A 23,057-nucleotide genomic window follows, 5' to 3' on the forward strand; every position below is an offset into this window, starting at 1 on the left:
GCGCCGGCGAGGATGGCGTTGAGCATGGCCTCCTCGTCGGTGTAGGAGGTCAGGATCAGCACGTTGAGCTCGGGGATCCGCGACCGCAGCTCGCGGCACAGCTCGATGCCGTTGCCGTCGGGCAGGCGGACGTCGAGCACCGCGACGTCGGGCTTGAGCGCCGGGATCCGGGCCATGGCCTGCGCGGCGGTGGTGGCTTCGCCGACGACCTCGAGTTCGGGCTCGGTCCCGAGCAGGTCGGCGACGCCACGGCGGACGACCTCGTGGTCGTCGACCAGGAACACGGTGATCACGGCACGGCCCCTTCCGCAGATGACCTTCCCAACCTAGAGGCCGCCGCACGTGCCGCGAACCGGCGGAAGTCACCTCCGGCAGGGACCAACGTCACTTGTCACCCCGATGATCGATCCGGTGACCTTCGGCCCTGTCCGTCCGCGCGAAGCCGGGGCGACGATGACGGGGTGATCGATCAGACCTCGCCGAGGGCCCCGCGTGAACTGGGCCGCGCCGAGTCGCTGAGCCTGCTGGGCAGTGTGGGCGTCGGCCGCGTCGTGTTCACCCACCAGGCGCTGCCCACCATCCGGCCGGTGAACCACGTGCTCCACGACGGATGCGTCATCGTCCGGACCCATCCCGGCGCGGCTTTGCTGTCCGCGATCGGCACCGTGGTCGCCTACGAGGCTGACTTCATCCACGAAGGTGACCGGATCGCGTGGAGCGTCATCGCGGTCGGGTACGCGCGCCGCGTCGGCGCTCGCGAGCTGACCCGGTTCCGGACGCTGCCGCGCCCGTGGGTGGCGGGCGAGATGACCGAGGTGATCCGGATCGACCCGGAACTCGTCACCGGCTTCGCCCTCGACGGCGGCGACGAGCTCCCGGCCGAACGGCCCGCCTAGCTGTGCTACTGACGGTGGCCGGTGACAGGCTGGGCTTGGGACTTCTGTCGCAGCCTCTCATAGGGGGTTTGGCCGCCGAGGCCGGCGTGGGGTCGGTGGTAGTTGTAGTAGTCCTCCCATTCCTTAGCGGCACGTCGCGGCCACATTGCCGCTGACCTCCTCGGCATGACGAAGCACAGCCAGAAGCCGGTTCGCGCGCCTGACCAGGTCCTTCTCACTCCACACTCGCTCAGCCGAGAAGCGCTTTCCAGAACCAACCGAAAGGCCCGCCGTCCCGGGACTTTGTCCCCTCACCGGCCGAGTCCGCGACCAACACACTCGGGGCATCTCAACGGAATCCGAGCGAAGGGCGGACACCATGTCCATCAAGGACCAACCGGGACTGACCGAAGCGATGCAGGTTCCGCCGCGGGACGCCGCGGAATCCGCGCCGGCGCACGGCGCGGTCATGACCCCCACCGCCGCGCGGCTCATCGCGGTGCTGCGGATCGCCACCGGGCTGGCGTTCCTGTGGGCGTTCCTGGACAAGACCTTCGGCTGGGGCTACGCGACGACGAGCGAGCAGGCCTGGATCAACGGCGGCTCGCCCACCCGCGGGTTCCTCAGCGGCGTCGACGTCGGCCCGATGGCGTCGACCCTGCGCTCGTGGGCGGGCGACGCCTGGGCGGACTGGCTGTTCATGGCCGGCCTGCTCGGCATCGGTGTCGCCGTGACCGTCGGCATCGGCCTGCGCCTGTCGGCGATCACCGGCACCGTGATGATGCTGCTGATGTGGGCCGCGGAGTGGCCGCTGGACCGCTTCACCGAGGCGGGCGAGCCGAGCCGGTCGACCAACCCGATCATCGACTACCACCTGCTCTACGCGCTGGTGCTGATCGTGCTGGCCGCCGTCTACGCGGGCAACACCTGGGGCGCCGGGCGCCAGTGGGCCACCGTCGCGCGGCACAACCGCTGGCTGCTCTGAGGACCCGGGGGACGTGATGCGCACATTGACGGCAGGCTCGGTGATGACGAGGGACCTCGTCACCGTCACGCCGGACACCGAGTTCAAGGAGATCGCCGCGTTGATGGCCGGTGCGGCCGTCAGCGCGGTCCCGGTGGTCGGTCCGGACGGCGCACTGGCCGGCGTGGTGTCGGAGGCGGACCTGCTGCCCCGCGGGGAAGCCGCGGGCGGGCGGGTGCGCGGACGCGCCCGCCGTCGGAAGGCGGCGGCGCTGCTGGCCCGTGACCTGATGACCTCGCCGGTGCGGACGGTCGACGTCGGCGACCCGCTGCCCGCGGTCGCGAAGCGGCTCGCCGGCCACCACCTCCGCCGGCTTTTCGTGCTCGATGGCGGCAAGCTCGTCGGGGTGATCGCCCGCCGCGACCTGATGGGGGTCTACCTGCGGCCGGACACCGACGTCCAGGCGGAGGTCGAGGCGGAGGTGTTCGACCGGGTGCTGCGGGCAAGGCCGGGCTCCTACCGGGTCAGCGTGACCAGCGGGTGCGTGACGCTGCTGGGCCTGCTGGAGCGCCGCAGCGCGGTGCGCATCGCGGGTCAGCTGACGGCACAGGTCCCTGGCGTGCTGGAGGTCCGCAACCGGCTCGACTACGTCTGGCAGGACCAGGCGCGCTGAGCCGGACGTCCACAACGGACTGACCAGGGCCGTTCCGCCGCAACGGGAAGGGACCAAAGTCCACCCCGTCGCGGCCGGGCGGCCCTGCCGCCGTGCCGTCCGGCGGCGTTGGCTGGACCCGGACGCCGAGAAGAGGGGTGCACACCATGCAGGTCGCCGGGCGGACGACGACGGGAGAACGCGGGCTGACCGCCGCGGAAGCGGCGGAGCGGCTGCGTCGGGACGGGCCGAACGCCCTGCCCGCGGCGCGGCGGCGCAACCCGGCGGTCGAGTTCGTCAAGCAGTTGGTGCATTTCTTCGCCCTCATGCTGTGGGTCGCCTCGGGCCTGGCCCTGTTCGCGGGCATGCCGGCCCTCGCGATCGCGATCGCCGTGGTGGTCGTGGTCAACGGTGTGTTCTCGTTCGTGCAGGAGTACCGCGCCGACCGGGCCGCCGAGCGGCTGCGGGACCTGCTGCCGGTGCGGGCGACCGTGCGCCGCGACGGCAAGCCCCTGGTCGTGAACGCGACCGAGCTGGTCACCGGTGACGTGCTCCTGCTGGAGGCGGGGGACCGGGTCTGCGCCGACGCCGAGGTCCTGGCGGGCGGACGGCTCTCGGTCGACGAGTCGCTGCTGACCGGGGAGAGCGCGCCGGTGCGCCCGGAGCCGGGCGGCGCCGTCCACGCGGGCACCTACCTGGTCGAGGGACACGGCGCGGCCGTCGTCACCGCCACCGGCAGCCGCACCCGGCTGGCCGGCATCGCCGCGGTGACGGCCGGGGCCACGCGCCCGCGCAGCCCGCTGACCGGGCAGCTGCAGCGCGTGGTGCGGATCATCTCGGTGATCGCGGTGTCGGTCGGCGTGCTGTTCTTCGGTGTCGCGCTGCTCCTGGACTTCGCGCCGAGCGAAGGATTCCTGTTCGCCATCGGCGTCACCGTGGCGCTGGTACCCGAGGGGCTCCTGCCGACCGTGACGCTGTCGCTGGCCCGCGCGGTGCAGAAGATGGCCGGCCGCAACGCGCTCGTGCGCCGCCTGGAATCGGTCGAGACGCTCGGCGCCACCACGTTCATCTGCACGGACAAGACCGGCACCCTCACCCGCAACGAGATGTCGGTGGTCACCGTGTGGACCGGCGCGGGCACGGCGACCGTGGAAGGGGAGGGCTACCGGCCGGAGGGCCGCCTCCTCGGCGACCCGGACGCCGTCGCGGCGGCCGCGGTCCTCGCCGACTCGGCGGCCCGCTGTTCGCCCGACTCCCGCGCCGTCGAGCAGTCGGGGGTGTGGCGGCCGGTCGGCGACCCGATGGAGGTCGCGCTGCACGTCCTCGCCACCCGCGCCGGCCGCGCTGCCCGCCCGGCGCCGCGGGACCGGCGCCCGTTCGACCCGTACCGCCGCCGCTCGTCGGTGTCCGACGAGGACGGTCTGCACGTGACCGGGGCGCCGGACAGCGTGCTGCCGCTGTGCCGGGACGTGCCGCCCGGCGCGGCGGAGGCGGTCCATGAGCTCAGCGCGCGGGGTCTGCGGGTGCTCGCCGTGGCGCGCGGCGACGGCGACGACGAACGCGAGCTGGCGTTGCTCGGCCTGGTCGGTCTCGAGGACCCGCCGCGGCCCGACGTCGCCGGCGCGATCGCCGCGTGCCGGACCGCGGGGATCAAGCTCGCGATGATCACCGGCGACCACCCGGGCACCGCCGCGGCGATCGCCGCCGAGGTCGGCCTGCTCGGGCCCGCCTCGGTGGTGGTGGAGGGCAAGGACCTGCCCGCCGACGACGCCGCGCTGGGCGAGCTGCTCGACGCCGACGGTTCGGTCGTCGCCAGGGTGACGCCGGAGCAGAAGCTGCGCATCGCACGGGTGCTCCAGTCCCGCGGGCACGTGGTGGCCATGACCGGCGACGGGGTCAACGACGGGCCCGCGCTGCGCACGGCCGACATCGGGGTGGCGATGGGCGAGTCCGGCACCGACGTGGCGCGCGAGGCCGCCGACCTGGTGCTGCTGGACGACCACTTCGCCACCATCGTCAACGCGATCGAACTGGGCCGCGCGACGTTCGCCAACATCCGCCGGTTCCTCACCTACCACCTGACCGACAACGTCGCCGAGCTCGCGCCGTTCGCGGTGTGGGCGCTCTCCGGCGGCTCGATCCCGCTGGGACTGACCGTGCTGCAGGTGCTGGCGCTGGACATCGGCACCGACCTGGTGCCCGCCCTCGCGCTGGGCGCCGAGCCACCCAACCCGCGCACGATGCGCGGGCGGGCGCGCACCGGCAACCTCATCGACGGCCGGCTGGTGCGCCGCGCGTTCGGCGTGCTCGGCCCGGCCGAGGCGCTCGTCGCGATGGGCGCGTTCGTGGTGGTGCTCGTCGCGGGCGGCTGGCGGTGGGGCGCCGAACCCGGGGCCGCGCTGCTGGCCACCGCGTCCGGCACCGCCTTCACCGCGATCGTGCTCGGCCAGCTGGCCAACGCGTTCGCCTGCCGCAGCGAGTCCAGCTGGGTCGGCCGCCGCGGTTTCGGCGGCAATCCGCTGCTGCTGTGGGCGACCGCGCTCGAAGCCGCGATGCTCGCGGTGTTCCTCCTGCTCCCGCCCCTGCCCGGACTGCTCGGCGGAGACCTGCCCAGCCCGCTCGGCTGGGCGCTGGCCGCGCTGGCCGTGCCCGCGGTCTGGGCCGCCGACGCGTTGCACAAGGCGATCCGGGCCCGACGACCGAAGGACATTCGATGACCACCACGGAGCAGCCCGGCCTGCGGGCGCACGCGGCGACGGCGGAGACCGTCGCCGCGTCCCTGGACACCGACCCCGCCACTGGTCTGTCCACACCGGACGCGGACCGGCGGCGGGAACGGTACGGGCGCAACGTGCTCACCGCGCCACGCGGGCCGGGCGTGATCCGCCGGCTGGCCGCGCAGATCCACAGCCCGCTGGTGTACGTGCTGCTCGCCGCCGGTGTGGTGACGGCGGTCTTCGGCGGTTACGTCGACGCCGCCGTGATCGGCGGGGTGGTCGTGCTCAACGCCGTGATCGGGTACGTGCAGGAGTCGCGCGCCCAGCGGGCCCTGGACGCCCTGACCCGGCTGGTCCGCACCGAGACGACCGTGCTGCGCGACGGGGCGCCCGTCCGCGTGCCGGCGGAGGAACTCGTGCCGGGCGACGTCGTCGAGATCGCCGCGGGGGACCGGGTGCCCGCCGACGGCCGCGTGACCGAAGCGCACCAGCTGGAGGTCGACGAGTCCGCGCTCACCGGCGAGTCCGCCCCGGTGGCCAAGCACGACGAGGTCCTGCCCGCGGAGACGGCCGCCGCCGACCGGGTCAACATGGTGCACTCCGGCACCCTCGTCACCCGCGGGACCGGCCGCGCGGTGGTCACCTCGACCGGCGCGCACACCCAGCTCGGCGACATCCAGCGGCTGGTCGCCACGACCGCCACCGTCGCCACCCCGCTGACCCGCAAGCTCGGCGTGTTCTCCCGCCAGCTGAGCGTCGGGATCGTGGTGGTCGCGGCCTTCGCGTTCGCGCTCGGCCTGCTGCGCGGCACCCCGGTGGCGGAGATGTTCACCGCCGCGGTCGCCCTCGCCGTGGGCGCGATCCCGGAGGGGCTGCCCGCCGCGGTGTCGATCGTCCTCGCGATCGGCGTGGTGCGCATGTCCCGCCGCCGCTCGGTGGTGCGCCACCTGCCCGCGGTCGAAACACTGGGCAGCACCACGGTCATCTGCACCGACAAGACCGGCACGCTCACCGAGAACCGGATGACGGTCGTCGCCGTCCACGCCGCCGGGCGCACCGTGGACGAGTGGGCCGATCCGGGCCCGGCCGTACGCGAGTGCCTGGTCGCGGGGGTGCTGTGCAACGACGCGAGCCCTGCCGAGGGCGATCCGACGGAGATCGCGCTGCTCACGGCCGCGGCCGGCCTGGACCCGGCCCGGTTGCGGGCGGAGCGGCCACGCCTCGACGTCGTCCCGTTCGACTCGGAAACCCGCCTGATGATCACCGCGCATCGCGGCGCCGCGTACGTGAAGGGCGCGGTGGAGGAGGTGCTCGTCCGGTGCTCGGCCGAACTCGGCGAGGACGGCGCCGAGCGGCCGCTCGACACGGCGGAGGTGCACCGCGCCCAGGCGGAGTTCGCCGCACAGGGACTCCGGGTGCTGGCCTTCGCCCGGTTCACGCCCACCGGCGGGCCGCTCCCCGGCCAGGGGGAGTGGACCTTCCTGGGGTTGCAGGCGATGCAGGACCCGCCGCGGGCGGAGGCCGCGCGCGCGATCGCCGCCTGCCGGGACGCGGGCATCGCGGTCAAGATGATCACCGGCGACCACGCGGTCACCGCGGGGGCGATCGCCGGGCAGGTCGGCCTCGCGCGGCCGGGCGAGGCCACCGTGCTGACCGGCCGCGACCTCGACGAGCTGGACGACGGCGCACTGGACGAGGCCGCCGCCCGCGCGGACGTGTTCGCCCGCGTCTCACCCGCGCAGAAGCTGCGCCTGGTGCGGGCGCTGCAGCGGCGCGGCCAGGTCGTCGCGATGACCGGCGACGGGGTGAACGACGCGCCGGCCCTGCGCCGCGCCGACATCGGCGTCGCGATGGGCCGCGGCGGCACCGACGCCGCCCGGCAGGCCGCCGACATGGTGCTTCTCGACGACGACTTCGTGGCGATCGAGTCCGCGGTCGAGGAGGGCCGCGGGGTGTTCGACAACCTGCGCAAGTTCATCGCCTGGACGCTGCCGACGAACATCGGCGAGGGCATGGTTATCCTGGTGGCCGTCGTGCTCGGCGCGGTCCTGCCGATCGTGCCGGTGCAGATCCTGTGGATCAACATGACCACCGCCGTCTTCCTCGGACTGACGATGGCGTTCGAGCCGAAGGAACCCGGGCTGATGCGGCGGCCGCCGCGCCCGCCGGCCCGCCCGCTGCTCACGCGGAACCTGGTGCGCCGCATCGGGCTGGTGTCGGCGCTGCTCGTGGCCGCGGCCTTCGCCGGCTATCACTGGGAGCTGGCCGACGGCGGGTCGCTCGCGCAGGCCCGCACGGTGGCGGTCAACGTGTTCGTCGGGGTGCAGATCGCCTACCTGTTCAGCTGCCGCTCGCTGGACCGCAGCCTGCTGCGCGCGCGGCCGGGGCGGAACCGCATGCTTGGCGTCGGCCTCGGCATCACCGTGCTGCTGCAGGCGCTGATCACCTACGTGCCCGGGATGAACCGGATGTTCCACACGGCGCCGATCGGGTGGGACTCGTGGTGGCCGGTGCTCGCCGCCGCGGCCGCCGCGTTCGTGGTCGTGGAGGCCGACAAGCTGATCCGGAGCCGGATCGGGTGAGAACGGCGGGTCAGCCCGCCGCCCGCGGCCCGATGCGGAACACCGGGTGGCGGTGCGCGACTTCCGCGATCTCGGCCAGGCCCGGTTCGCCGGTGATCCCGAAGAACGCCAGGGCATCACCGGCGACCCGGGCCGAGTCGGGTCGCCGTCCGGTGCGGAGCAGTTGCGCGCGGATCACCGGAGCGCGCTCGCCGGCCGGAATTTCGGTGAGCAGCACCGGCCATTTGCGCCGCCCCCGGGCGAGCACCGCGCGCCCGCCGGCGGCCCGCACGTTGCGGACCCATTCGGATTCGCCCGTGATGGACACGAGGTGCCCGGCGCCGTCGTGGTCGGTGCGCAGCAGGGTGGTGCGCCGGATGGCGCCGGTGCGGCGGCCGGGCACTTCGAGGGTGACCACGTCGCGCGGCGTGAGCCCCAGCCGTGTGAGCAGGCGGCCGGTGCCCTGCAGGCGGGTGTAGAGACGGGGTGGCGGCCGGTAGCCGCCGTCCGATGTGGACGCCTGCGGTCGCGCCGCGCGCTGCCACCAGGTGAGGCGGGTCGCGAGGGCGGCCAGTTCGTCACCGGTGACCGGGACCGGGTCGCCGTGACCGGGCGCCAGCAGCCGCGGGCGCAGCGCGGCCAGCCCGGCGAGGGAGCGCCTGGCGCGCACCGGGTCCCAGGTGGTGTAGCGCGGCGGGCCGGACAGCCGTCGCCGGCCGGTCAGCACGCCGGTGAGCGCGTTGAGGTCCACGGTCAGCGCGGCGTCGCCGGAGAGCAGCACGCCGTCGGCCCGGTGGTAGGCGACGTGACCCGGCGTGTGCCCCGGTGTCGGCACCGCGGTCCAGCCCGGCAGACCGGGCAGGTCCGCGGGATCGCCGAACGCGCGGGTCACGTCGCTGATGTCGCCGGCCGCCTCGATCCGGTCCCGCACCCGGGCCGGGAGCAGGCGCAGGAGCGGCACCACGGCCCACCGGTCCAGGGGCATGCCGAACGCGGGCAGGTACCGGCCGTGGGCCATCGGCAGCTCCGCGGCGGCGACGTGGACCTGGACGTGCCACTGCCGCGCCAGGGTCCCGGCCGCGCCGGAGTGGTCGGGGTGGATGTGGGTGAGCAGTATCGCCCGCGGCGGGTTCCCCTCGCCGAACAGGGTGGCCGCGGCCGCCCGGATAACCGGCGCGCTGGACGCCCATCCCGCGTCGACGAGCGCCCAGCCGCCCCCGGTCGCGACGAAGTACACATTGGACGCGAGCGCGTGGCGGCCCAGCCGCAGCCGGTGCACGCCCGGCGCGATTTCCTCTGGAGCGATGCCCATCCCGGCGAGGCTAGCCGGGGCCGGGGTGGCGGAGGAGTGCCGTTCGACCCTTCTCCCGCCGGACGGGAGCCGTCAGTGTCGAAGGCGGATCACCCGCGCAAGCGAAGAGGAGCCGCCCGATGTCGTCCACCTCGACGGAGCCGCGGCGGCTCGGACCCGCCGGGCTGGCCTGCCTCGTGACCGGCAGCGGCCCGCCGCTGGTGTTTCTCCCGGGGCTGGGCCCCCACCACCGCCCACCGGCGGGCCTCGACCGCCGGTTCCAGCTCGCCCAGGTCCGGCCGTTCGCCCGGCGGCGGCGGGTGTGGTGGGTCCAGCGCCGCGAAAACCTGCCCGCCGGCACCACGATGGCCTCGATCGCCGCCGACTACGCCGCCGCGATCCGGCAGCGGTTCGGTGGTCCGGTCGACCTCGCCGGCTCCTCCACCGGGGGCAGCGTGGCGCTGCAGCTCGCCGCCGACCACCCCGATGTGGTGCGGCGGGTGGTGCTGCTCTCGTCGGCCTGCCGGCTGGGCGACGGCGGCCGGACCGTGCAACGGGAACTCGCCGCCGCCGTGCGCGCCGGCCGCCGTCGCCGGGCCGGGGCGCTGATGTTCGCGACGCTCGCCGGGGGACCGGTGGCGCACCGGGCGCTGGCCGCGGCCGGACGGCTGTTGGGCCCGGCGATGCTGCGCGGCGACTGCGCCGACATGCTGACCGTGATCGACGCCGAGGACGCCTTCGACCTCACCGCCCGGCTGCCCGCGATCGCCGCGCCCGTGCTCGTCGTCGGCGGGGGCCGCGACCGGTTCTACGGCGCCGCGGTCTTCCGGGAGACCGCGGACGGGCTTCCGAATGGCCGGCTCCTGCTGCACCCCCGGCTGGGGCACGTGGCGGCGCAGAGCGCCAAAGCGACGGTGGCGGCGGTGGACCGGTTCCTGGCGGAACCGCCGGGCTGAGCCGCCGCGGCGGGCGGAAGTCACCGGCTCGCGGGACCTTCGCCCCTCGCCCCCGGCGGTGTCCGCCGCCACGGTGGAGCCCATGACCTCTACGGTGCTCACCGGGACCGCCGACGTCCTCACCGTGACCGGGCTGCGCAAGGGGTTCGACGGCCGGATCGCGGTGGACGACGTCGGTTTCCACATCGCCCCTGGCGAAACCTACGGCCTGCTCGGCCCCAACGGCGCGGGCAAGACCACGACGCTGCGGATCCTGTGCGGGCTGCTGGCCCCCGAGGCCGGCAGCGCGGTGATCGGCGGGTTCCCCATGAACAGGTTCGCGCGGGAGGCGAAGGCCCTCGTCGGCTACGTGCCGCAGGAGGTCGCGCTCTACCCGGACCTCACGGCGCGCGAGAACCTCCGGTTCTTCGGCCGCCTGTACCGGCTGCGCGGCGCCACGCTCGCCCGGCGGATCGACGAGGTGCTCGAGCTCGTCGGCCTGGCCGACCGGGCTGGGGAGAAGGTCGAGACCTTCTCCGGCGGCATGCGGCGCCGGCTCAACATCGGCGCCGGCCTGCTGCACCGCCCTACCCTGCTCGTGCTCGACGAACCCACCGTCGGCGTCGACCCGCAGAGCCGCCACGCGATCATGGAAAGCGTCCACTCGTTCGGCGCCGCCGGCCTCGCCGTCCTCTACACGACGCACTACATGGAGGAAGCCGAGCGGTTGTGCGACCGGGTCGGCATCATCGACCACGGCAGGCTGGTCGCCGAGGGCACCCGCCGGGAACTCGTCGCCCGTCTCGGCGAGCGCGACCGCATCACGCTCACCGTGGACGGCGACGTCGCCGCGCTCGCCGCGGCCTGCCGCGAGTTGTCCGAAGTGGACAGTGTCGACGTGGCGGGCGGTGAGCTGCACCTGATCGTGCGCGACGGCAGGCGGCTGCTGCCCACGGTGTTCGACGTCGCCGAACGGCTGCGGTCCGGGATCCGGTCCGCCGAGGTCACCGAACCGGACCTGGAAGCGGTGTTCCTGCACCTGACCGGCACGGCCCTGCGGGAGTGAGCATGCATCCGGCACTCGTGATCGCGGGAAAGGACCTGCGCCAGCGCCTGCGCGACCGCTCGGCGTGGATCCTGGGGATCCTGGCGCCCGTCGGTGTCGCGATGCTCATCAGCTTCGCCTTCCGCGGCGCGGAGACCTTCCACACCACGGTGGCGGTGGCCGATCTGGACCGGGGACCCGTCGCGGCCGCGTTCACCGGGTTCCTGACCGGGCCGGAGCTGGACTCGGTGCTGGCCGTCGAGACCGTGCCCGGGGTGGCCGAGGCGAGGCAGCGGGTCGACGACGGCGGCGTGAGCGCGGCACTGGTGATCCCCGCCGGGTTCTCCGCGGCCGCGCATTCCGGGGCCGCGGTGCCGGTCACGGTGCTGACCGACGTGGACGCGCCGCTGGCGGGCGAGGTGGCCCGCTCGGTGGCCGCGGCGTTCGTGGCCCAGCTCAACGCCGACCTGCTCGCCACGCGGACCGCGCTGGTGGCCGGCGCGGATCCGGCCGGGCTCGCCGAACGGGCCGCCGCCCTGCGGCTGCCGGAAAAGGTCGTCAGCCGGGCCGGCGGCACGGCGCAACAGTCCGGAGTCAGCTACTACGCCCCCGCGATGGGCATGTTCTTCATGTTCTTCTCCATCGGGTTCACCGCGCGCGGCTACTTCACCGAACAACGCAGCGGGTTGCTGGACCGCGTCGCGGCCGCGCCGGTGGCGCCGGGCACCGTGCTCACCGGGAAGGCGCTGGCGACGTTCGCGTACGGGACGGCCAGCCTGGGCACCGTCGCGCTGATCACCACGCTGGGGTTCGGCGCCGACTGGGGGCCGCCGGGTCCGGTCGCGCTGCTGATCGTCGCACTGGGCCTGGCGCTGGTGTGCCTGACCGCGTTCGTCATCACGCTCGCCCGCACCGAGCGGCAGGCCGAGGGGCTGGCCGTGATCGTCACGTTCGGGCTGGTGCTGCTCGGCGGCAACTTCGTCTACCTCGGCGGCGCGCCGGACGTCATCCGCACCCTCACCCTCGCCACGCCGAACGGCTGGGCGCTGCGCGGGTTCACGGACCTCTCCGGCGGCGCGGGCTGGCCCGCGGTCTGGCCGCCGCTGCTGGCGATCCTGGCGTTCTGCGTGGTTCTCGGCGGGGCGTCCGCGCTCCTGGCGCGACGGGATGCGGCCCGATGACCGCGCTGCTGTTCACCGGCGTGGCGCTGCGCCGGCTCGCCCGCGACCGGGTCGCGATGTTCTTCATCGTCCTGCTGCCGCTGGTGGTGATCCTCATCGTCGGCGCGACCATCCGCGGCCAGGACAGCTTCCGCATCGGGGTCGTCGAGCCGGGCACCCCGCTGGCCGCCGGGTTGTCCCGCGCCCTGGACACCTCGCCGGCGCTGGAGACCCGGACCTACTCCGACGAGGACGCCGCCACCGCCGCGTTGCGCCGCAACCAGGTCGACGCCGTCCTGGTGCTGCCGGACGGCTTCGACGAGCGCCTGCTGTCCGGCGCCCCGGTCGAGCTGCCGCTGCTGAGCACCGGTTCGGCGGGCACCACGCAGGGCGCGTGGTCGGCAGTGTCCGCGGTCGTGGCCGACCACGCGGCGCTCGTCCAGGCGGCTGGGTTCGCCGCCGAGCGCACCGGGACCGATCCGGCGCGGTGGTTGCCGCTGGCCGGATCGCTCGCCGCCATGGGTGACCGGATCACGGTCCGGACCGAATCCGCGGGCGGCGCCCCGGACGAGCGGGCGGGCGGGTTCACCGGCAGCGCGCCGACCATGCTGGTGCTGTTCGTGTTCGTCAACACGCTCGCCGCCGGGGCGGCCGTGATCGAGACCCGCAAGCTGGGCGTCTACTCGCGTTCGCTGGCGGCACCGGTCCGTCCGCGCGAGATCGTGTTCGGCGAGGCGCTGGGTTACGTCGTGCTCGCGCTGGGCCAGTCGGCGCTGATCATCGGGGCGTCGGCCGCGTTGTTCGGGGTGTCCTGGGGCGATCCGGTGGCGGCGCTGCTGCTGACCGGGCTGTGGGCGGTGGTCGGCGCGGGCGCCGGCATCCTCAGCGGCACCCTGTTCCGCACCTCCGAGCAGGCGTCGGCGATTGGGCCCGCCATCGGCATCGCGTTCGGCATGCTGGGCGGGTGCATGTGGCCGCTGGAGATCGTGCCGCCGGCGCTGCGTGCGGTGGGGCACGTCACGCCGCACGCGTGGGCGGTGGACGCCTGGACGACGGTGCTCTCCCGCGGCGGCGGGGTCGCCGACATCGCGGGCCAGCTGGCGGTGCTCGCCGGGTTCGCGGCCGTGCTGGTCGGCGCGGCGTCGTGGCGCATGGCGCGGAAACTGGCCTGAACGCGGCGCTCCGGGCGCTCAGCGGGCGTCGAGGAGAATCACGGCGGTCGCGACCGCGAAGGCGACGCTCGCCGCCACACGTCGGGAGCCGTGGACCACCGCGGCGGCGTCCCCGTGGGACCGCTTGCGCCGCAGGGCGTAGCCGGGCGCCTGCGATCACCGGGACGCCGTGCTCGGCCCAGTGCGGGAGGAGGGCGGATCCCTGGCCGGCCTGTTCCCCGAAGCGCGGGCAGCCGCTGGGCGGGGCTCCCGCCGCGGCGGTTTCGAGCGGCGCGTCAGGCCGGGCCGAGCGCGGCGATGAGGTCGGCGACCCGGTGGTGCGCCTCCAGCGGGTGGCGCAGGTGACCGTCGCCGTTGACGCGGTAGTGGTTGCGGCGGCCGACCTTCGTCCGCTCGACGTAACCGCCCTCGATGAGGTCGGCGAGGATGAGCTGCACGGCGCGGGTGGTGATGCCGACGCGCGCCGCGATCGCGGGCAGCGTCTGGTCCGGATCGGCCACGAGGCACAGCAGCACGTGGGCGTGGTTGCTCAGGAAGGTCCACGTGCCGCCGCCGGTGCCAGGGTGATCGCTCGCCGCCATGGCGCCGAGCATAGGGCCCGCGTCCTTGACAGGCGAACTCTGTTTCGTCATTCTGGTGGTGCGGAGGGGAGTACCCACCCCGTCCGGGATCGTCACTACGGCAGCGGATGCGGCTGCCCGGTCCCGGCGCCACCCGCCCCGGCTCGCGGAGCCGGGTGGTCGGGGAGACCTCCGGTTCGTCGGACTGAACCGGAGGTGTGACAGTGGTCGTCGAGGTGTGGGTGTGGGCCGCCGTGCTCGGCGTGATCGTCGTGATGCTCGCCGCCGACCTGTTCGCCCACCGCCGAGCGCACGTGGTCGGCGTGCGGGAGGCCGCCGCCTGGTCGGCGGTGTGGGTCGCGCTCGGCGCGGGGTTCGGCGGGATCGTCTGGTGGGTGTGGGGCGGTGAGTTCGCCGCGCAGTACTTCGCCGGGTACCTGATCGAGAAGTCGCTCGCGGTCGACAACGTCTTCGTCTTCACGATCATCTTCGGCTACTTCGCGGTGCCGCGGGAGCACCAGCACCGGGTCCTGTTCTACGGGGTGCTCGGGGCGCTGGTGTTCCGGGCGGCCTTCATCGCCGCGGGGTCGGTGCTGATCGCGAGCTTCGCCTGGATCCTGTACGTGTTCGGCGCGTTCCTGGTCGCCACCGGAGTTCGCCTGGCGCGGCACCGCGACGAAACCGTCGACCCCGGGCGCAGCCTGGTGCTCCGGCTGTTCCGTCGGTTCGTCCCGGTCACGGCCGACTACCACGGTTCGAAGTTCCTCGTCCGGCAGGGCGGCCGGTGGGTGGCGACCCCGTTGCTGGCCGTGCTCGTGCTGATCGAGGTGACCGACATCGTGTTCGCGGTCGACTCCATCCCCGCGATCTTCGCCGTCACCCAGGAGACGTTCCTGGTGTTCACCTCCAACGCCTTCGCCATCCTCGGCCTGCGCGCGATGTACTTCCTGCTCGCCGACCTGGTGCACCGCTTCGTGTACCTCAAGCTCGGCCTCGCGCTGGTGCTCGTGTGGGTCGGCGTGAAGATGCTGCTGCTGGACCTGGTCAAGATCCCCACCGTCGTGTCGCTCGCCGTGGTCGCCGTGCTGCTCGCCGCGGCGGTCACCGCGAGCTGGCTGCGCACCCGCGGCGCCGCCGGGGAGCGTGCGAAAGACGCTCCGGGCGAGCTGGTCCCGCCGTCGGGACAGCGGGACACCTGACCGCCGCGCCGGCCGGGAACTTGGTCCCCGCGGCAGTGGCCTTCCGGCCGTTCCGCGCCGCGGGGCCGGTTCCTAGCGTCGGTGGGAAAACGGGGAGGTACCCATGAACACCGTCAGCAAGCGCCGCCTCTGGGCCACCATCGGCGCACTCGCCGGCGTCGTCCTGGTCGCGGTCGGCGTCACCTTCTTCGCCATCCGCGACCGGGCCGCTGAACCCGGTGGGCCACCCGGTCCGACGCCGCCGGGCGGCGACACGATGGTCGTGCGCGTGTACTTCCACCAGGGCCAAGCCGACGACCCCGCCCGCGTCGTGCCGGTCGAGCGGACCGTGCCGCGGAGCGAGCAGGTGGCCACCGCGGCGCTCGGGCAGCTGCTCGCCGGCCCGACCGCGGCCGAACGCGCCGCCGGCTACCACTCGTTCTTCAGCTCCGCCACGGCGGACGCCCTGATCAGCGTCCGCGTCGCGAACGGCGTGGCCCGCGCGGACTTCAAGGACTTCAGCCGGATCATCCCGAACGCCTCCTCCAGCTACGGCAGCGCCGCGCTGCTGGCCGAACTCGACGCCACCCTGAAGCAGTTCCCGACGGTGAAGTCCACTGTGTACTCCTTCGAGGGCGACGTGGCGGCCTTCTACGAATGGCTCCAGCTGGCCCCGCCCACCGACGACAGCGGACAGGACGCGGCCGTGACCGAAGCGGCTCGCGCCTTCCTGACCGATGTGGCCGGCATGAACCGGCCGGTGCCCGGACCGGTGACCCGCACCGGCAGCGGCACCGCCGAGGCCACCTTCTACAGCCGCACGCCCGACGGCCAGCCCAACAAGGCGCTGGCGACCATCGTGTCACTGCGGCGTGGCGGCGGCGGCTGGTCGGTCACCGGGACCCGCACCGCGAACATCCTGGTGGACCAGCCCCGCGCCGGGCAGGCGATCACCTCCCCGGTCACCGTGACCGGCCGGGCGGTCGCCTTCGAGGGCACGGTGACGGTGCGGGTGCTCGCCGACGGCAAGGGCGAGATCGGCCGGGGGTTCGTCACCGGTGGGGGCGACGTGATCCGGCCGTTCAGCGGGCCGGTGACGTTCACGCCGCCCGCGGCCGCCGGATCCGGCTGGCTGGTCTTTTTCGAGGAGTCCGCGGCCAACGGCGAGGTCATCAACGCCACCTCGGTGCGGGTGTCCTTCGCCGGGCAGCCGGCGGCGCCCACGATCGGCGCCGTGACCTGGCAGCCGCCGATCCCGGCCGGCGACGGCTGGCTGCGGCTGCCGGACGGGCCTGGGACGCTCACCGTCACCGCCGAGGTCACCGGAGCCGACCGCGTGGAGTTCTACAGCACCCCGACCGGCACGGAGACCGAGTCCCTGGCGAAGCTGCTCGGCACCGGCGTGGCGCAGAACGGCGCCTGGACCCTCACCTGGGCCTACCCGGACGAGCCGCTGCTGGCGCACTTCAGCGTGGTGGCGGTCGGCCCTGGCGGCCGCACCGAGATCATGCCGTTCAACCTGTACCACGACTGACGACCGCGAGTGGTTCCCCCGGGTCTACGCCGGGGGAACCGCCGGAATCGCCGCCCTGGCGCGCAGCCGTCGGGCGGCGTCCTCCGGCATCGTGGTCACCACCGGGATGCCGGTGGCCAGTTCCAGCCCGGCGGGCACAGCCAGGCGCGGCACGATCCGCATCGACCAGCACAACCACGGCGCGTGCTCCAGACCGGACGGCGCCGTGTGCAGGAACAGGTTGTACGGCGGGTCGCCGAGCTCGTCGCGCAGTGCGCGCAGCATCGCGCGGACCGTGGCCGCGGCGGAGGTCAGCTCGCCGGTGCTCACACCCGCGAAGTCGGCCGCCGGGCGGCGGGGCGCCACCCGGACCTCGAACTCCGCGGTGGGCGCGAACGGCGCGAACGCGACGGTCTGCCCGTCGTCGAGGACGACGCGCGAGGTGTCGGACACCTCGCCTGTGTACGGCCTGCCCTGCCGCTCGTATCGCTCCCGCTGGGCGGACAGCTCGCGCCGCGCCGACGCGGACAGCACCGGCAGTCCGACGACCTGGGAGTGCGGGTGGTCCAGCGACGTTCCGGCGGCGGCGCCGCGGTTGCGGAACACCGCCACCTGCGCCGCGTCCGTCCGGAGCGCGCGCAGCCGGTCCCGCCACGCGAGCAGCACGTTCGCCGCCTCCGCGTCGGTGCCGGTAGCCAGGTCCCAGTCGTGGCGCGGCGATTCGATGATCACCTCGTGGTGGTCGGACAGCGCGTACCGGTTGCGCACCGACCGCACGAGCCAGCCGCCGCCCGGCGCGGGCAGCCGCCACGTTTCGGGCGGCGTGTCCTCCGACGGGCCGGGGCAGAACGGGCAGCCCACGGCGCCGGTGTGCGGGCGGCGGGCGCGGTGCGGTGCGAGCACGGACCAGTCGCCGGTGAGCGGGTCCTGGCGAAGTTCTCCGCCGTGCCAGGATGTCGCGGTCATGCGGGAACCTCCGTCCGCCGGGAGCGGAAGGCGTCCCGGCACCGGTGCGAGCAGAACCGGTAGTGCCTGCCGTCCTGGTCGAGCGGGATCCCCGGCCCGGCGGCGACGGTCATGCCGCACTCCGGGTCCCGTCCGTCGCCGGCGGTGCGCAGGGAGCCGGGGCGATTCCCAGCACGCAGTCCCGCGAGGAGGGTCAGCTCGTCGAGCAGCAGGCGCGGCAGCAGGAAGTGCTTGCGCACGCGTTCCCGCCCGGCGGCGGCGAGCACCGCCGCGCGCGCCGGCCCGGTGAGCAGGTCCACGACCGCCTCCGCGCACCCGGCCACCGAGTCGACCAGCAGCCCGCCCGCGCCGTCGGCCATCTGCAGCGGAATACCGCCCGCCCGGCCGGCGACGACGGGGGTGCCCTTCCACATCGCCTCGGACACCACCAGGCCGAACCCCTCGCGCAGCGACTTCTGCACCATCACGTCCGACAGCCGCTGGAACGCGTTGACCTCGACGTTGCCGACGCCGGTGAGGTTGGTGAACAGGTGGATCCCCGGATCGGACTGGGCTGCCTCGCTGATCGTGCGGTAGATGTCCCACGCCTCGGGGTCGTCCAGCGCCATCGAGCCGGCGAGCGCGAGCTGGACCCCGGGCACCTCGGCGCGGACGAGGCGGTAGGCCTCGATCACGCCGAGCGGGTCCTTCCACGGGTCGAAGCGGGAGATCTGGGTGATCAGCGGGCGGTCGGTCTCGATGCCGATCCAGTTGAGCACCGCCCGCGCCGTGCGGTCGTCCAGCGACATGTTCTTCGGGCTGAGCGGGTCGATCGCGGGCGGGATGATCTCCACCCGTCCCGGGTCGAGGTCGGGCGGGACGAACTCCGCCATAGTGAACACGGCGGCGTCGTAGTGGTCCGCGAACCCCGCCAGGTAGGACCAGGTGGCGGGGTCGGGTTCGGAGGTGTCGATGTGGCAGCGCCAGATCCACGACCGGTGGTCGCGGCCGGCGTAGGCGAGCAGCGGCACCGGCTGGGGGTCGTGCACGAAGACGAAGTCGGTGCCGGCGAACTGCGGGTCGGCGGCCAGTTCGGCGGCGTTGCGCTCGGCGGTTTCCTCGTACAGTGCGATGTCCGCCGTGGTGAGCGGCTCGCGGGAGCCCTGCAGGGCGTTGTGCATCTTCTTGGTGACGGTGAAGAACGGCGGCCGGCCGCTGATGATCTTCCACGTCGCGGGCAGCCCGAGGTCGGTGTAGAGCGGCACGGCCGAGCGCAGCAGCTCCGACACCCCGCCGCCGTAGGGGGTGGCGCTCACGTGCAGGATCCGGGCGCCGCGCAGCTCGCGGGCGAGGTCGAGCAGCGGGTCCATGATCTCGTCCGGGACCACGTGGCGGTACGCGGAGACGGCGAGGTCACCGACGTCGACGGTGTGCAGCACGGCTGCCTTCCTTCCCGGGCACGGCCTTGCCCAGCTGGTCCAGGTCCTTCTCGATGGCGCGGACGACGACGTCCACGTCGGGCACGCTGTCGAAGTCGGCGGTCACGCCGAACGCGAGCCGGTCGTGGTAACTGAGGACGGCCACGCCGATCCGCAGCCGCAGGGCGATCGGCACGTAGGGGTAGAGCGCGACCACCGGACGGCCGAGCAGGTGCAGCTGCTCGCGCGGTCCCGGCACGTTGGTGGTGACGGTGACGAGCATGCGCTCGACCAGCCACGGCGCGGCGTGCATCGCCCAGGACACCGGGGGATAGGGCTCGTGCCCGGCGAACGACAGCACCGCCTGGCCCGCTTCCCGTTCCCTGCTCGCCTTGTGCACGGCGAGGCGTTCGTGCACGGTGCGCAGCCGCTCGACCGGGTCGGCGACGTCCACTGGCAGCATGGGCAGCATGAGCGACACGTGGTTGTCCAGTGTGGACTGATCGGAGCGCGACCGGACGCTCACCGGCACCAGGCTGCGCACCGACGTCGCGGCGGGCTCCTCGCCCCGCTCCAGGAGCAGCTGCCGCAGGCCCGCTGTGATCGTGGCGAGCACGACGTCGTTGACGGTCACGCCGAACCCGGTGGCGATCCGCGCGACCTCGCCGAGCGAGGTGCCGGTCATCGCGTACCGCCGGTCGGCGTGGATCTTCCCGCGCAGCGACGAGGCCTTCAGCGGGACCAGGGCACGGGCGAGCGAGGCCAGGCCCCGAACCGCGCCGGTGACCTGGGCGGCCATCCGCCGTGGCGATCGCGCGGCGCCGGCCAGCACGCGCATCTGCTCCACCGGGACGGACAACGCGGTGCGCAGGCCGCCCGCCAGCAGGCGCAGCCCGCCCGGCTCCGGCGCCGTCTCCGCGGCCGGCCAGGCTTCAGGCCGGGGCGGGGGCTCGTCACCGAACATCGCCTCGTGCAGCGCGTTCCCGCCGATCCCGTCGGTCAGGCAGTGGTGCACTTTGGACAGCACCGCCCACCGGCCCTCGGCCAGCCCCTCGATCACCCAGCACTCCCACAGTGGACGGTCCCGCGGCAGCCGTTCGGACATGACGAGGCCGACCACCTCGCGCAGCGCGGCATCGTCGCCGGGCGACGGCGCGGCGACCCGGTGGAAGTGGGTGGCGGGGTCGAACCCGTCCTCCTCGACCCACGCCGGGGCGGCCAGGTCCAGCGGGTACCTCCGCAGGCGCTGCCGGTACCGCGGCAGGGACCACACCCGTGGGGTGAGGTCCCGCACGATCTCGTCCTGCGGCGGCGCCGGTGCCTCCAGCACGGCGATCGACGCGATCGCGAGCGAGGCGGAGGGGTCCTCGTCCTCGATGGCGAGGAACAGGGCGTCGAGCGGGCTGAGCCGGTCCATGGCGCACCTTCAGTGGGCGACGTCGACGACGACCCGGCGGTAGGAGTCGTCGAGCACGGTGAACACACGGAACGGCAACCGCTCTCGCACGCCGGCGGCGAAGGCGCTCTGTCCCTCGAACGAGCCCGCGAAGCGGACTTCGCGCAGCGCAGCCCAGTCCCGCAGCTGGTCGGTGGTGTAGAGGCGGTCGCCGACGGCGGCGAGCAGGCGTCCCGGCGCGTGCCCCGACGAGTCGTAGCCGAGCGCGGGCGCCCGCACCACGATCTCCAGCGCCGCGCCGCCCGCGACCGGGACCGGCTCGCCCGAGCCGTCCGCGGTCACCACGTCGGTGTAGCGCAGCGCGTACCCGGCTTCCTCCGGGCCGTTGACGTCGAACACCAGCCGGTCGAAGCAGCCGTGCCTGCCTGCCCGCACCAGGTACAGCGCCTCCGGCGCCATCGCGCCGGCCTCCTGCGGCCCGGTGGTCCAGCCGGCGGTGATCCCGCAGCCGCCTGGCCCGGGTGGCGCCGTCCGCATCGGGCCGCGGCCCATCGGTCCCGGGCCGGGCGGCTGCGGGCCGGTGACCGGCGCGGGGACCGAGCTGCTCGCGGGCGCGCCGGGCCGGGGCGCGGGCGGCGGATCAGCGCCGCACCCGGTGGTCAGCGCCAGCGCGACGGCAGCCGCGACCGTGATCAGGAGTGTGCGCATGCCGTGTCCTTTCACGACGCCAGGGTTCGCTGCGATCGTTCGGCGCGCAGGGCTTCGGTGACCGCGCTGCCGTCGACGGTCTCTTGCTCCACCAGCTGGGCGGCCAGGTGTTCCAGCGCCACACGGTGGTCCTGCAGGGTGCGGACGGCGAAGTCTTCGGCCTCGCGGAGCAGCCGGGCCACCTCGGTGTCGACGATCCGCTGGGTCTCCTCGGCGTAGTGCCTGGCCGTCTGTGGCGGTCCGCCGAGGAACGCCGGTGTCGCGGTGGGGTAACCGACCGGGCCCAGCGCGGGGGACAGGCCGAACTCGGTGACCATCTTGGTGGCGAGTTCGGTGGCGTCGGCGATGTCGTTGGCGGCGCCGGTGGAGCCCTGCGCGAAGGTGACGATCTCCGCCGCCCGGCCGCCCATCCGCACGGCGAGCAGGTCCCGGAGGTAGGCCTCGCTGTAGAGGTGCCGTTCGGCCTCGGGCAGTTGCTCGGTGCTGCCCAGCGCCATGCCGGCGGGCAGGATGGTCACCTTCGCGACGGGATCGGCGTGGTCGCACAGCGCCGCGATCAGGGCGTGCCCGGACTCGTGCACCGCGACGGCGCGCCGTTCCTCGGGGAGCAGCGCGTTGGAGGTCTCGCGGCGGCCGAGCAGCACGCGGTCGCGGGCGGCGGCCAGGTCGGCGGCGCGGATGACGGTGCGGTTGTCCCGCACCGCGTTGATGGCCGCCTCGTTGACCAGGTTGGCCAGGTCGGCGCCGGAGAAGCCGGGCGTGCCGCGGGCGACGACCTCCAGGTCGACGTCCTCGCCGACGTGCTTGCCGTCGACGTGCACGCGCAGGATCGCCAGCCGCTCCTGCTGGTTGGGCAGCGGGATGGTGACCTGCCGGTCGAAGCGGCCGGGCCGCAGCAGGGCCGGATCCAGCGACTCGGGCCGGTTGGTGGCGGCGAGCACGACGATCCCGCTGCTCTGGTCGAATCCGTCCATTTCGGACAGCAGCTGGTTGAGGGTCTGCTCGCGCTCGTCCTGCCCGCCGAACCCGTTGAGCCCGCGGCGGCTGCCCACGGCGTCGATCTCGTCGATGAAGATGATCGCCGGGGCGCGGTTGCGGGCTTCGGTGAACAGGTCCCGCACCCGGGAGGCCCCGACCCCGACGAACATCTCGACGAACGCCGAGCCGGTGACCGACAGGAACGGCACGCTGGCCTCGCCGGCGACCGCACGGGCGATCAGGGTCTTGCCGGTGCCGGGCGGGCCGACCATGATCACGCCGCGCGGCCCCTTGGCGCCCGCCGCGGCGTAGCGGCCTGGGTTGCGCAGGAAGTCGACGACCTCGCCGATCTCCTGTTTGACGCCCTCGTAGCCGGCGACGTCGGTGAAGCGGGTGGTCGGGCGCTGGGCCTCGATGATCTTGGCCTTGGCGCGGCCGAACCCCATGACACCGCCGACCGGCGAACCCTGCGCGCGGCGGCCCATCCAGAAGAACAGGCCGATCAGCAGCACCACCGGCAGGAAGGTGACCAGCAGCGAGGTCCACGACGTGTGCAGCTTGCCGGAGACGGCGACGCCGTGGTCGGCCAGCCTCCGCTCCAGCCCGGTGTCGCCGAGCGCGGTCGGGACCTGGCTGCTGAACGCGGTGCCGTCGCGGAGGGTGCCGGTGACCGTGCCGACGTCGTCGACGGTGACCTTCTCGACCTGGTTCGCGTCGACCTTGGCCACGAACTCGGTGTACGGCAGGGTCGATCCGCCGGGCGAGAACAGCCAGATGGGCCCCAGCACCGCACCCAGCACGACCAGCCACAGCAGGGGCGACAACCAGCGCTGCCAGGCCGGCGGCTTCGGCGGCTGGGGTTTGGGCGCGGGATCGGGCGGGGGCCCTGGCTTCGCCGCACGCGACATGTCGGGTGTCCTCTCCTCCGGTGGGTCTCCGGTTCAGCCAACCGCGATCTCCCCGGCGCGGGGGAGCGGCGAAAGTCCCCG

19 protein-coding genes are annotated in these 23,057 nt (G+C 74.0%); 11 read left to right on the plus strand and 8 right to left on the minus strand.

From position 1 onward, the window contains the following. Nucleotides 1–293: response regulator (locus L2C96_RS00005; protein WP_237334578.1), on the minus strand; the 293-nt coding region annotated here is incomplete at its 3' end. 168 nt (nucleotides 294–461) lie between these two features. On the opposite strand from L2C96_RS00005, the gene L2C96_RS00010 reads away from it, so the two are divergent. The 5 genes from L2C96_RS00010 (at nucleotide 462) to L2C96_RS00030 (ending at nucleotide 7,790) form a co-directional block, all read left to right on the plus strand. Beyond that, complete coding sequence (locus L2C96_RS00010) at nucleotides 462–896, plus strand: pyridoxamine 5'-phosphate oxidase family protein (RefSeq protein ID WP_020420164.1); 435 nt, start codon at nucleotides 462–464, stop codon at nucleotides 894–896. A 358-nt stretch (nucleotides 897–1,254) separates the two neighbouring features. Next, a complete protein-coding gene (locus L2C96_RS00015; RefSeq protein WP_020420163.1) occupies nucleotides 1,255–1,860 on the plus strand; it encodes a DoxX family membrane protein in 606 nt (201 codons plus the stop codon). 16 nt (nucleotides 1,861–1,876) lie between these two features. Then, complete coding sequence (locus L2C96_RS00020) at nucleotides 1,877–2,512, plus strand: CBS domain-containing protein (RefSeq protein ID WP_237335114.1); 636 nt, start codon at nucleotides 1,877–1,879, stop codon at nucleotides 2,510–2,512. A 146-nt stretch (nucleotides 2,513–2,658) separates the two neighbouring features. After that, complete coding sequence (locus tag L2C96_RS00025) at nucleotides 2,659–5,208, plus strand: cation-translocating P-type ATPase (protein ID WP_237335115.1); 2,550 nt, start codon at nucleotides 2,659–2,661, stop codon at nucleotides 5,206–5,208. Next, on the plus strand, nucleotides 5,205–7,790 hold the full coding sequence (locus L2C96_RS00030; RefSeq protein ID WP_237334579.1) for a cation-translocating P-type ATPase: 2,586 nt from the start codon (nucleotides 5,205–5,207) through the stop codon (nucleotides 7,788–7,790). The genes L2C96_RS00025 and L2C96_RS00030 overlap by 4 nt, the downstream gene beginning before the upstream one ends. A gap of 10 nt (nucleotides 7,791–7,800) precedes the next feature. On the opposite strand, the gene L2C96_RS00035 is transcribed toward L2C96_RS00030, so the two are convergent. After that, nucleotides 7,801–9,081 carry a nitroreductase/quinone reductase family protein gene (locus L2C96_RS00035; RefSeq protein WP_237334580.1) on the minus strand — a complete coding sequence of 427 codons (1,281 nt, stop codon included), beginning with the start codon at nucleotides 9,079–9,081 and terminating at the stop codon, nucleotides 7,801–7,803. Between the two features lie 119 nt (nucleotides 9,082–9,200). Between L2C96_RS00035 and L2C96_RS00040 the strand changes: the two genes are divergently transcribed. The 4 genes from L2C96_RS00040 to L2C96_RS00055 all read left to right on the plus strand — a co-directional run bounded on the left by L2C96_RS00040 (nucleotide 9,201) and on the right by L2C96_RS00055 (nucleotide 13,372). Next, nucleotides 9,201–10,016 (plus strand): alpha/beta fold hydrolase, encoded by an 816-nt coding sequence (locus L2C96_RS00040; protein WP_237334581.1) that lies wholly within the window; start codon nucleotides 9,201–9,203, stop codon nucleotides 10,014–10,016. 82 nt (nucleotides 10,017–10,098) lie between these two features. Continuing rightward, nucleotides 10,099–11,061 carry an ABC transporter ATP-binding protein gene (locus L2C96_RS00045; protein ID WP_237334582.1) on the plus strand — a complete coding sequence of 321 codons (963 nt, stop codon included), beginning with the start codon at nucleotides 10,099–10,101 and terminating at the stop codon, nucleotides 11,059–11,061. Between the two features lie 2 nt (nucleotides 11,062–11,063). Then, entirely contained in the window at nucleotides 11,064–12,221 is a 1,158-nt protein-coding gene (locus L2C96_RS00050; protein WP_237334583.1) for an ABC transporter permease, read from the plus strand. Next, complete coding sequence (locus L2C96_RS00055; RefSeq protein WP_237334584.1) at nucleotides 12,218–13,372, plus strand: ABC transporter permease; 1,155 nt, start codon at nucleotides 12,218–12,220, stop codon at nucleotides 13,370–13,372. The genes L2C96_RS00050 and L2C96_RS00055 overlap by 4 nt, the downstream gene beginning before the upstream one ends. Nucleotides 13,373–13,647: 275 nt before the next feature. Here L2C96_RS00055 and L2C96_RS00060 read toward each other — a convergent pair whose 3' ends face one another. Next, nucleotides 13,648–13,953 (minus strand): helix-turn-helix transcriptional regulator, encoded by a 306-nt coding sequence (locus L2C96_RS00060; protein WP_051123592.1) that lies wholly within the window; start codon nucleotides 13,951–13,953, stop codon nucleotides 13,648–13,650. Nucleotides 13,954–14,156: 203 nt separating this feature from the next. Here L2C96_RS00060 and L2C96_RS00065 point away from each other — a divergent pair, with 203 nt between their 5' ends. Both L2C96_RS00065 and L2C96_RS00070 read left to right on the plus strand, forming a co-directional pair. Continuing rightward, nucleotides 14,157–15,131 carry a TerC family protein gene (locus tag L2C96_RS00065; protein ID WP_237334585.1) on the plus strand — a complete coding sequence of 325 codons (975 nt, stop codon included), beginning with the start codon at nucleotides 14,157–14,159 and terminating at the stop codon, nucleotides 15,129–15,131. Nucleotides 15,132–15,234: 103 nt separating this feature from the next. Then, nucleotides 15,235–16,644, plus strand: a complete 1,410-nt coding sequence (locus tag L2C96_RS00070) for a Gmad2 immunoglobulin-like domain-containing protein (protein ID WP_237334586.1) — start codon at nucleotides 15,235–15,237, stop codon at nucleotides 16,642–16,644. 24 nt (nucleotides 16,645–16,668) lie between these two features. On the opposite strand, the gene L2C96_RS00075 is transcribed toward L2C96_RS00070, so the two are convergent. From L2C96_RS00075 to ftsH, 5 genes are read right to left on the minus strand one after another with little or no spacing between them, the layout of a single operon-like run. After that, nucleotides 16,669–17,589 (minus strand): galactose-1-phosphate uridylyltransferase, encoded by a 921-nt coding sequence (locus L2C96_RS00075; protein ID WP_237334587.1) that lies wholly within the window; start codon nucleotides 17,587–17,589, stop codon nucleotides 16,669–16,671. Beyond that, on the minus strand, nucleotides 17,586–19,007 hold the full coding sequence (locus tag L2C96_RS00080; protein WP_237334588.1) for a glycosyltransferase: 1,422 nt from the start codon (nucleotides 19,005–19,007) through the stop codon (nucleotides 17,586–17,588). The genes L2C96_RS00075 and L2C96_RS00080 overlap by 4 nt, the downstream gene beginning before the upstream one ends. Continuing rightward, on the minus strand, nucleotides 18,982–20,403 hold the full coding sequence (locus L2C96_RS00085) for a wax ester/triacylglycerol synthase family O-acyltransferase (RefSeq protein WP_237334589.1): 1,422 nt from the start codon (nucleotides 20,401–20,403) through the stop codon (nucleotides 18,982–18,984). The genes L2C96_RS00080 and L2C96_RS00085 overlap by 26 nt, the downstream gene beginning before the upstream one ends. A gap of 9 nt (nucleotides 20,404–20,412) precedes the next feature. Then, on the minus strand, nucleotides 20,413–21,090 hold the full coding sequence (locus L2C96_RS00090) for an AMIN-like domain-containing (lipo)protein (protein WP_237334590.1): 678 nt from the start codon (nucleotides 21,088–21,090) through the stop codon (nucleotides 20,413–20,415). Nucleotides 21,091–21,101: 11 nt separating this feature from the next. After that, nucleotides 21,102–22,976 carry an ATP-dependent zinc metalloprotease FtsH gene (ftsH, locus tag L2C96_RS00095; protein WP_237334591.1) on the minus strand — a complete coding sequence of 625 codons (1,875 nt, stop codon included), beginning with the start codon at nucleotides 22,974–22,976 and terminating at the stop codon, nucleotides 21,102–21,104. Nucleotides 22,977–23,057: the final 81 nt, after the last annotated feature.

It is taken from the genome of Amycolatopsis tucumanensis (assembly GCF_021654135.1).
In the GTDB taxonomy this organism is placed as follows: domain Bacteria; phylum Actinomycetota; class Actinomycetes; order Mycobacteriales; family Pseudonocardiaceae; genus Amycolatopsis_E; species Amycolatopsis_E tucumanensis.

Bases quoted from the DNA above. Each gene is read 5' to 3' on its own strand.
- L2C96_RS00015 (WP_020420163.1), top strand. From the start codon at position 1,255: ATGTCCATCAAGGACCAACCGGGACTGACCGAAGCGATGCAGGTTCCG.
- L2C96_RS00020 (WP_237335114.1), top strand. From the start codon at position 1,877: ATGCGCACATTGACGGCAGGCTCGGTGATGACGAGGGACCTCGTCACC.
- L2C96_RS00025 (WP_237335115.1), top strand. From the start codon at position 2,659: ATGCAGGTCGCCGGGCGGACGACGACGGGAGAACGCGGGCTGACCGCC.
- L2C96_RS00030 (WP_237334579.1), top strand. From the start codon at position 5,205: ATGACCACCACGGAGCAGCCCGGCCTGCGGGCGCACGCGGCGACGGCG.
- L2C96_RS00035 (WP_237334580.1), bottom strand. From the start codon at position 9,081: ATGGGCATCGCTCCAGAGGAAATCGCGCCGGGCGTGCACCGGCTGCGG.
- L2C96_RS00040 (WP_237334581.1), top strand. From the start codon at position 9,201: ATGTCGTCCACCTCGACGGAGCCGCGGCGGCTCGGACCCGCCGGGCTG.
- L2C96_RS00045 (WP_237334582.1), top strand. From the start codon at position 10,099: ATGACCTCTACGGTGCTCACCGGGACCGCCGACGTCCTCACCGTGACC.
- L2C96_RS00050 (WP_237334583.1), top strand. From the start codon at position 11,064: ATGCATCCGGCACTCGTGATCGCGGGAAAGGACCTGCGCCAGCGCCTG.
- L2C96_RS00055 (WP_237334584.1), top strand. From the start codon at position 12,218: ATGACCGCGCTGCTGTTCACCGGCGTGGCGCTGCGCCGGCTCGCCCGC.
- L2C96_RS00060 (WP_051123592.1), bottom strand. From the start codon at position 13,953: ATGGCGGCGAGCGATCACCCTGGCACCGGCGGCGGCACGTGGACCTTC.
- L2C96_RS00070 (WP_237334586.1), top strand. From the start codon at position 15,235: ATGAACACCGTCAGCAAGCGCCGCCTCTGGGCCACCATCGGCGCACTC.
- L2C96_RS00075 (WP_237334587.1), bottom strand. From the start codon at position 17,589: ATGACCGCGACATCCTGGCACGGCGGAGAACTTCGCCAGGACCCGCTC.
- L2C96_RS00085 (WP_237334589.1), bottom strand. From the start codon at position 20,403: ATGGACCGGCTCAGCCCGCTCGACGCCCTGTTCCTCGCCATCGAGGAC.
- L2C96_RS00090 (WP_237334590.1), bottom strand. From the start codon at position 21,090: ATGCGCACACTCCTGATCACGGTCGCGGCTGCCGTCGCGCTGGCGCTG.
- ftsH (WP_237334591.1), bottom strand. From the start codon at position 22,976: ATGTCGCGTGCGGCGAAGCCAGGGCCCCCGCCCGATCCCGCGCCCAAA.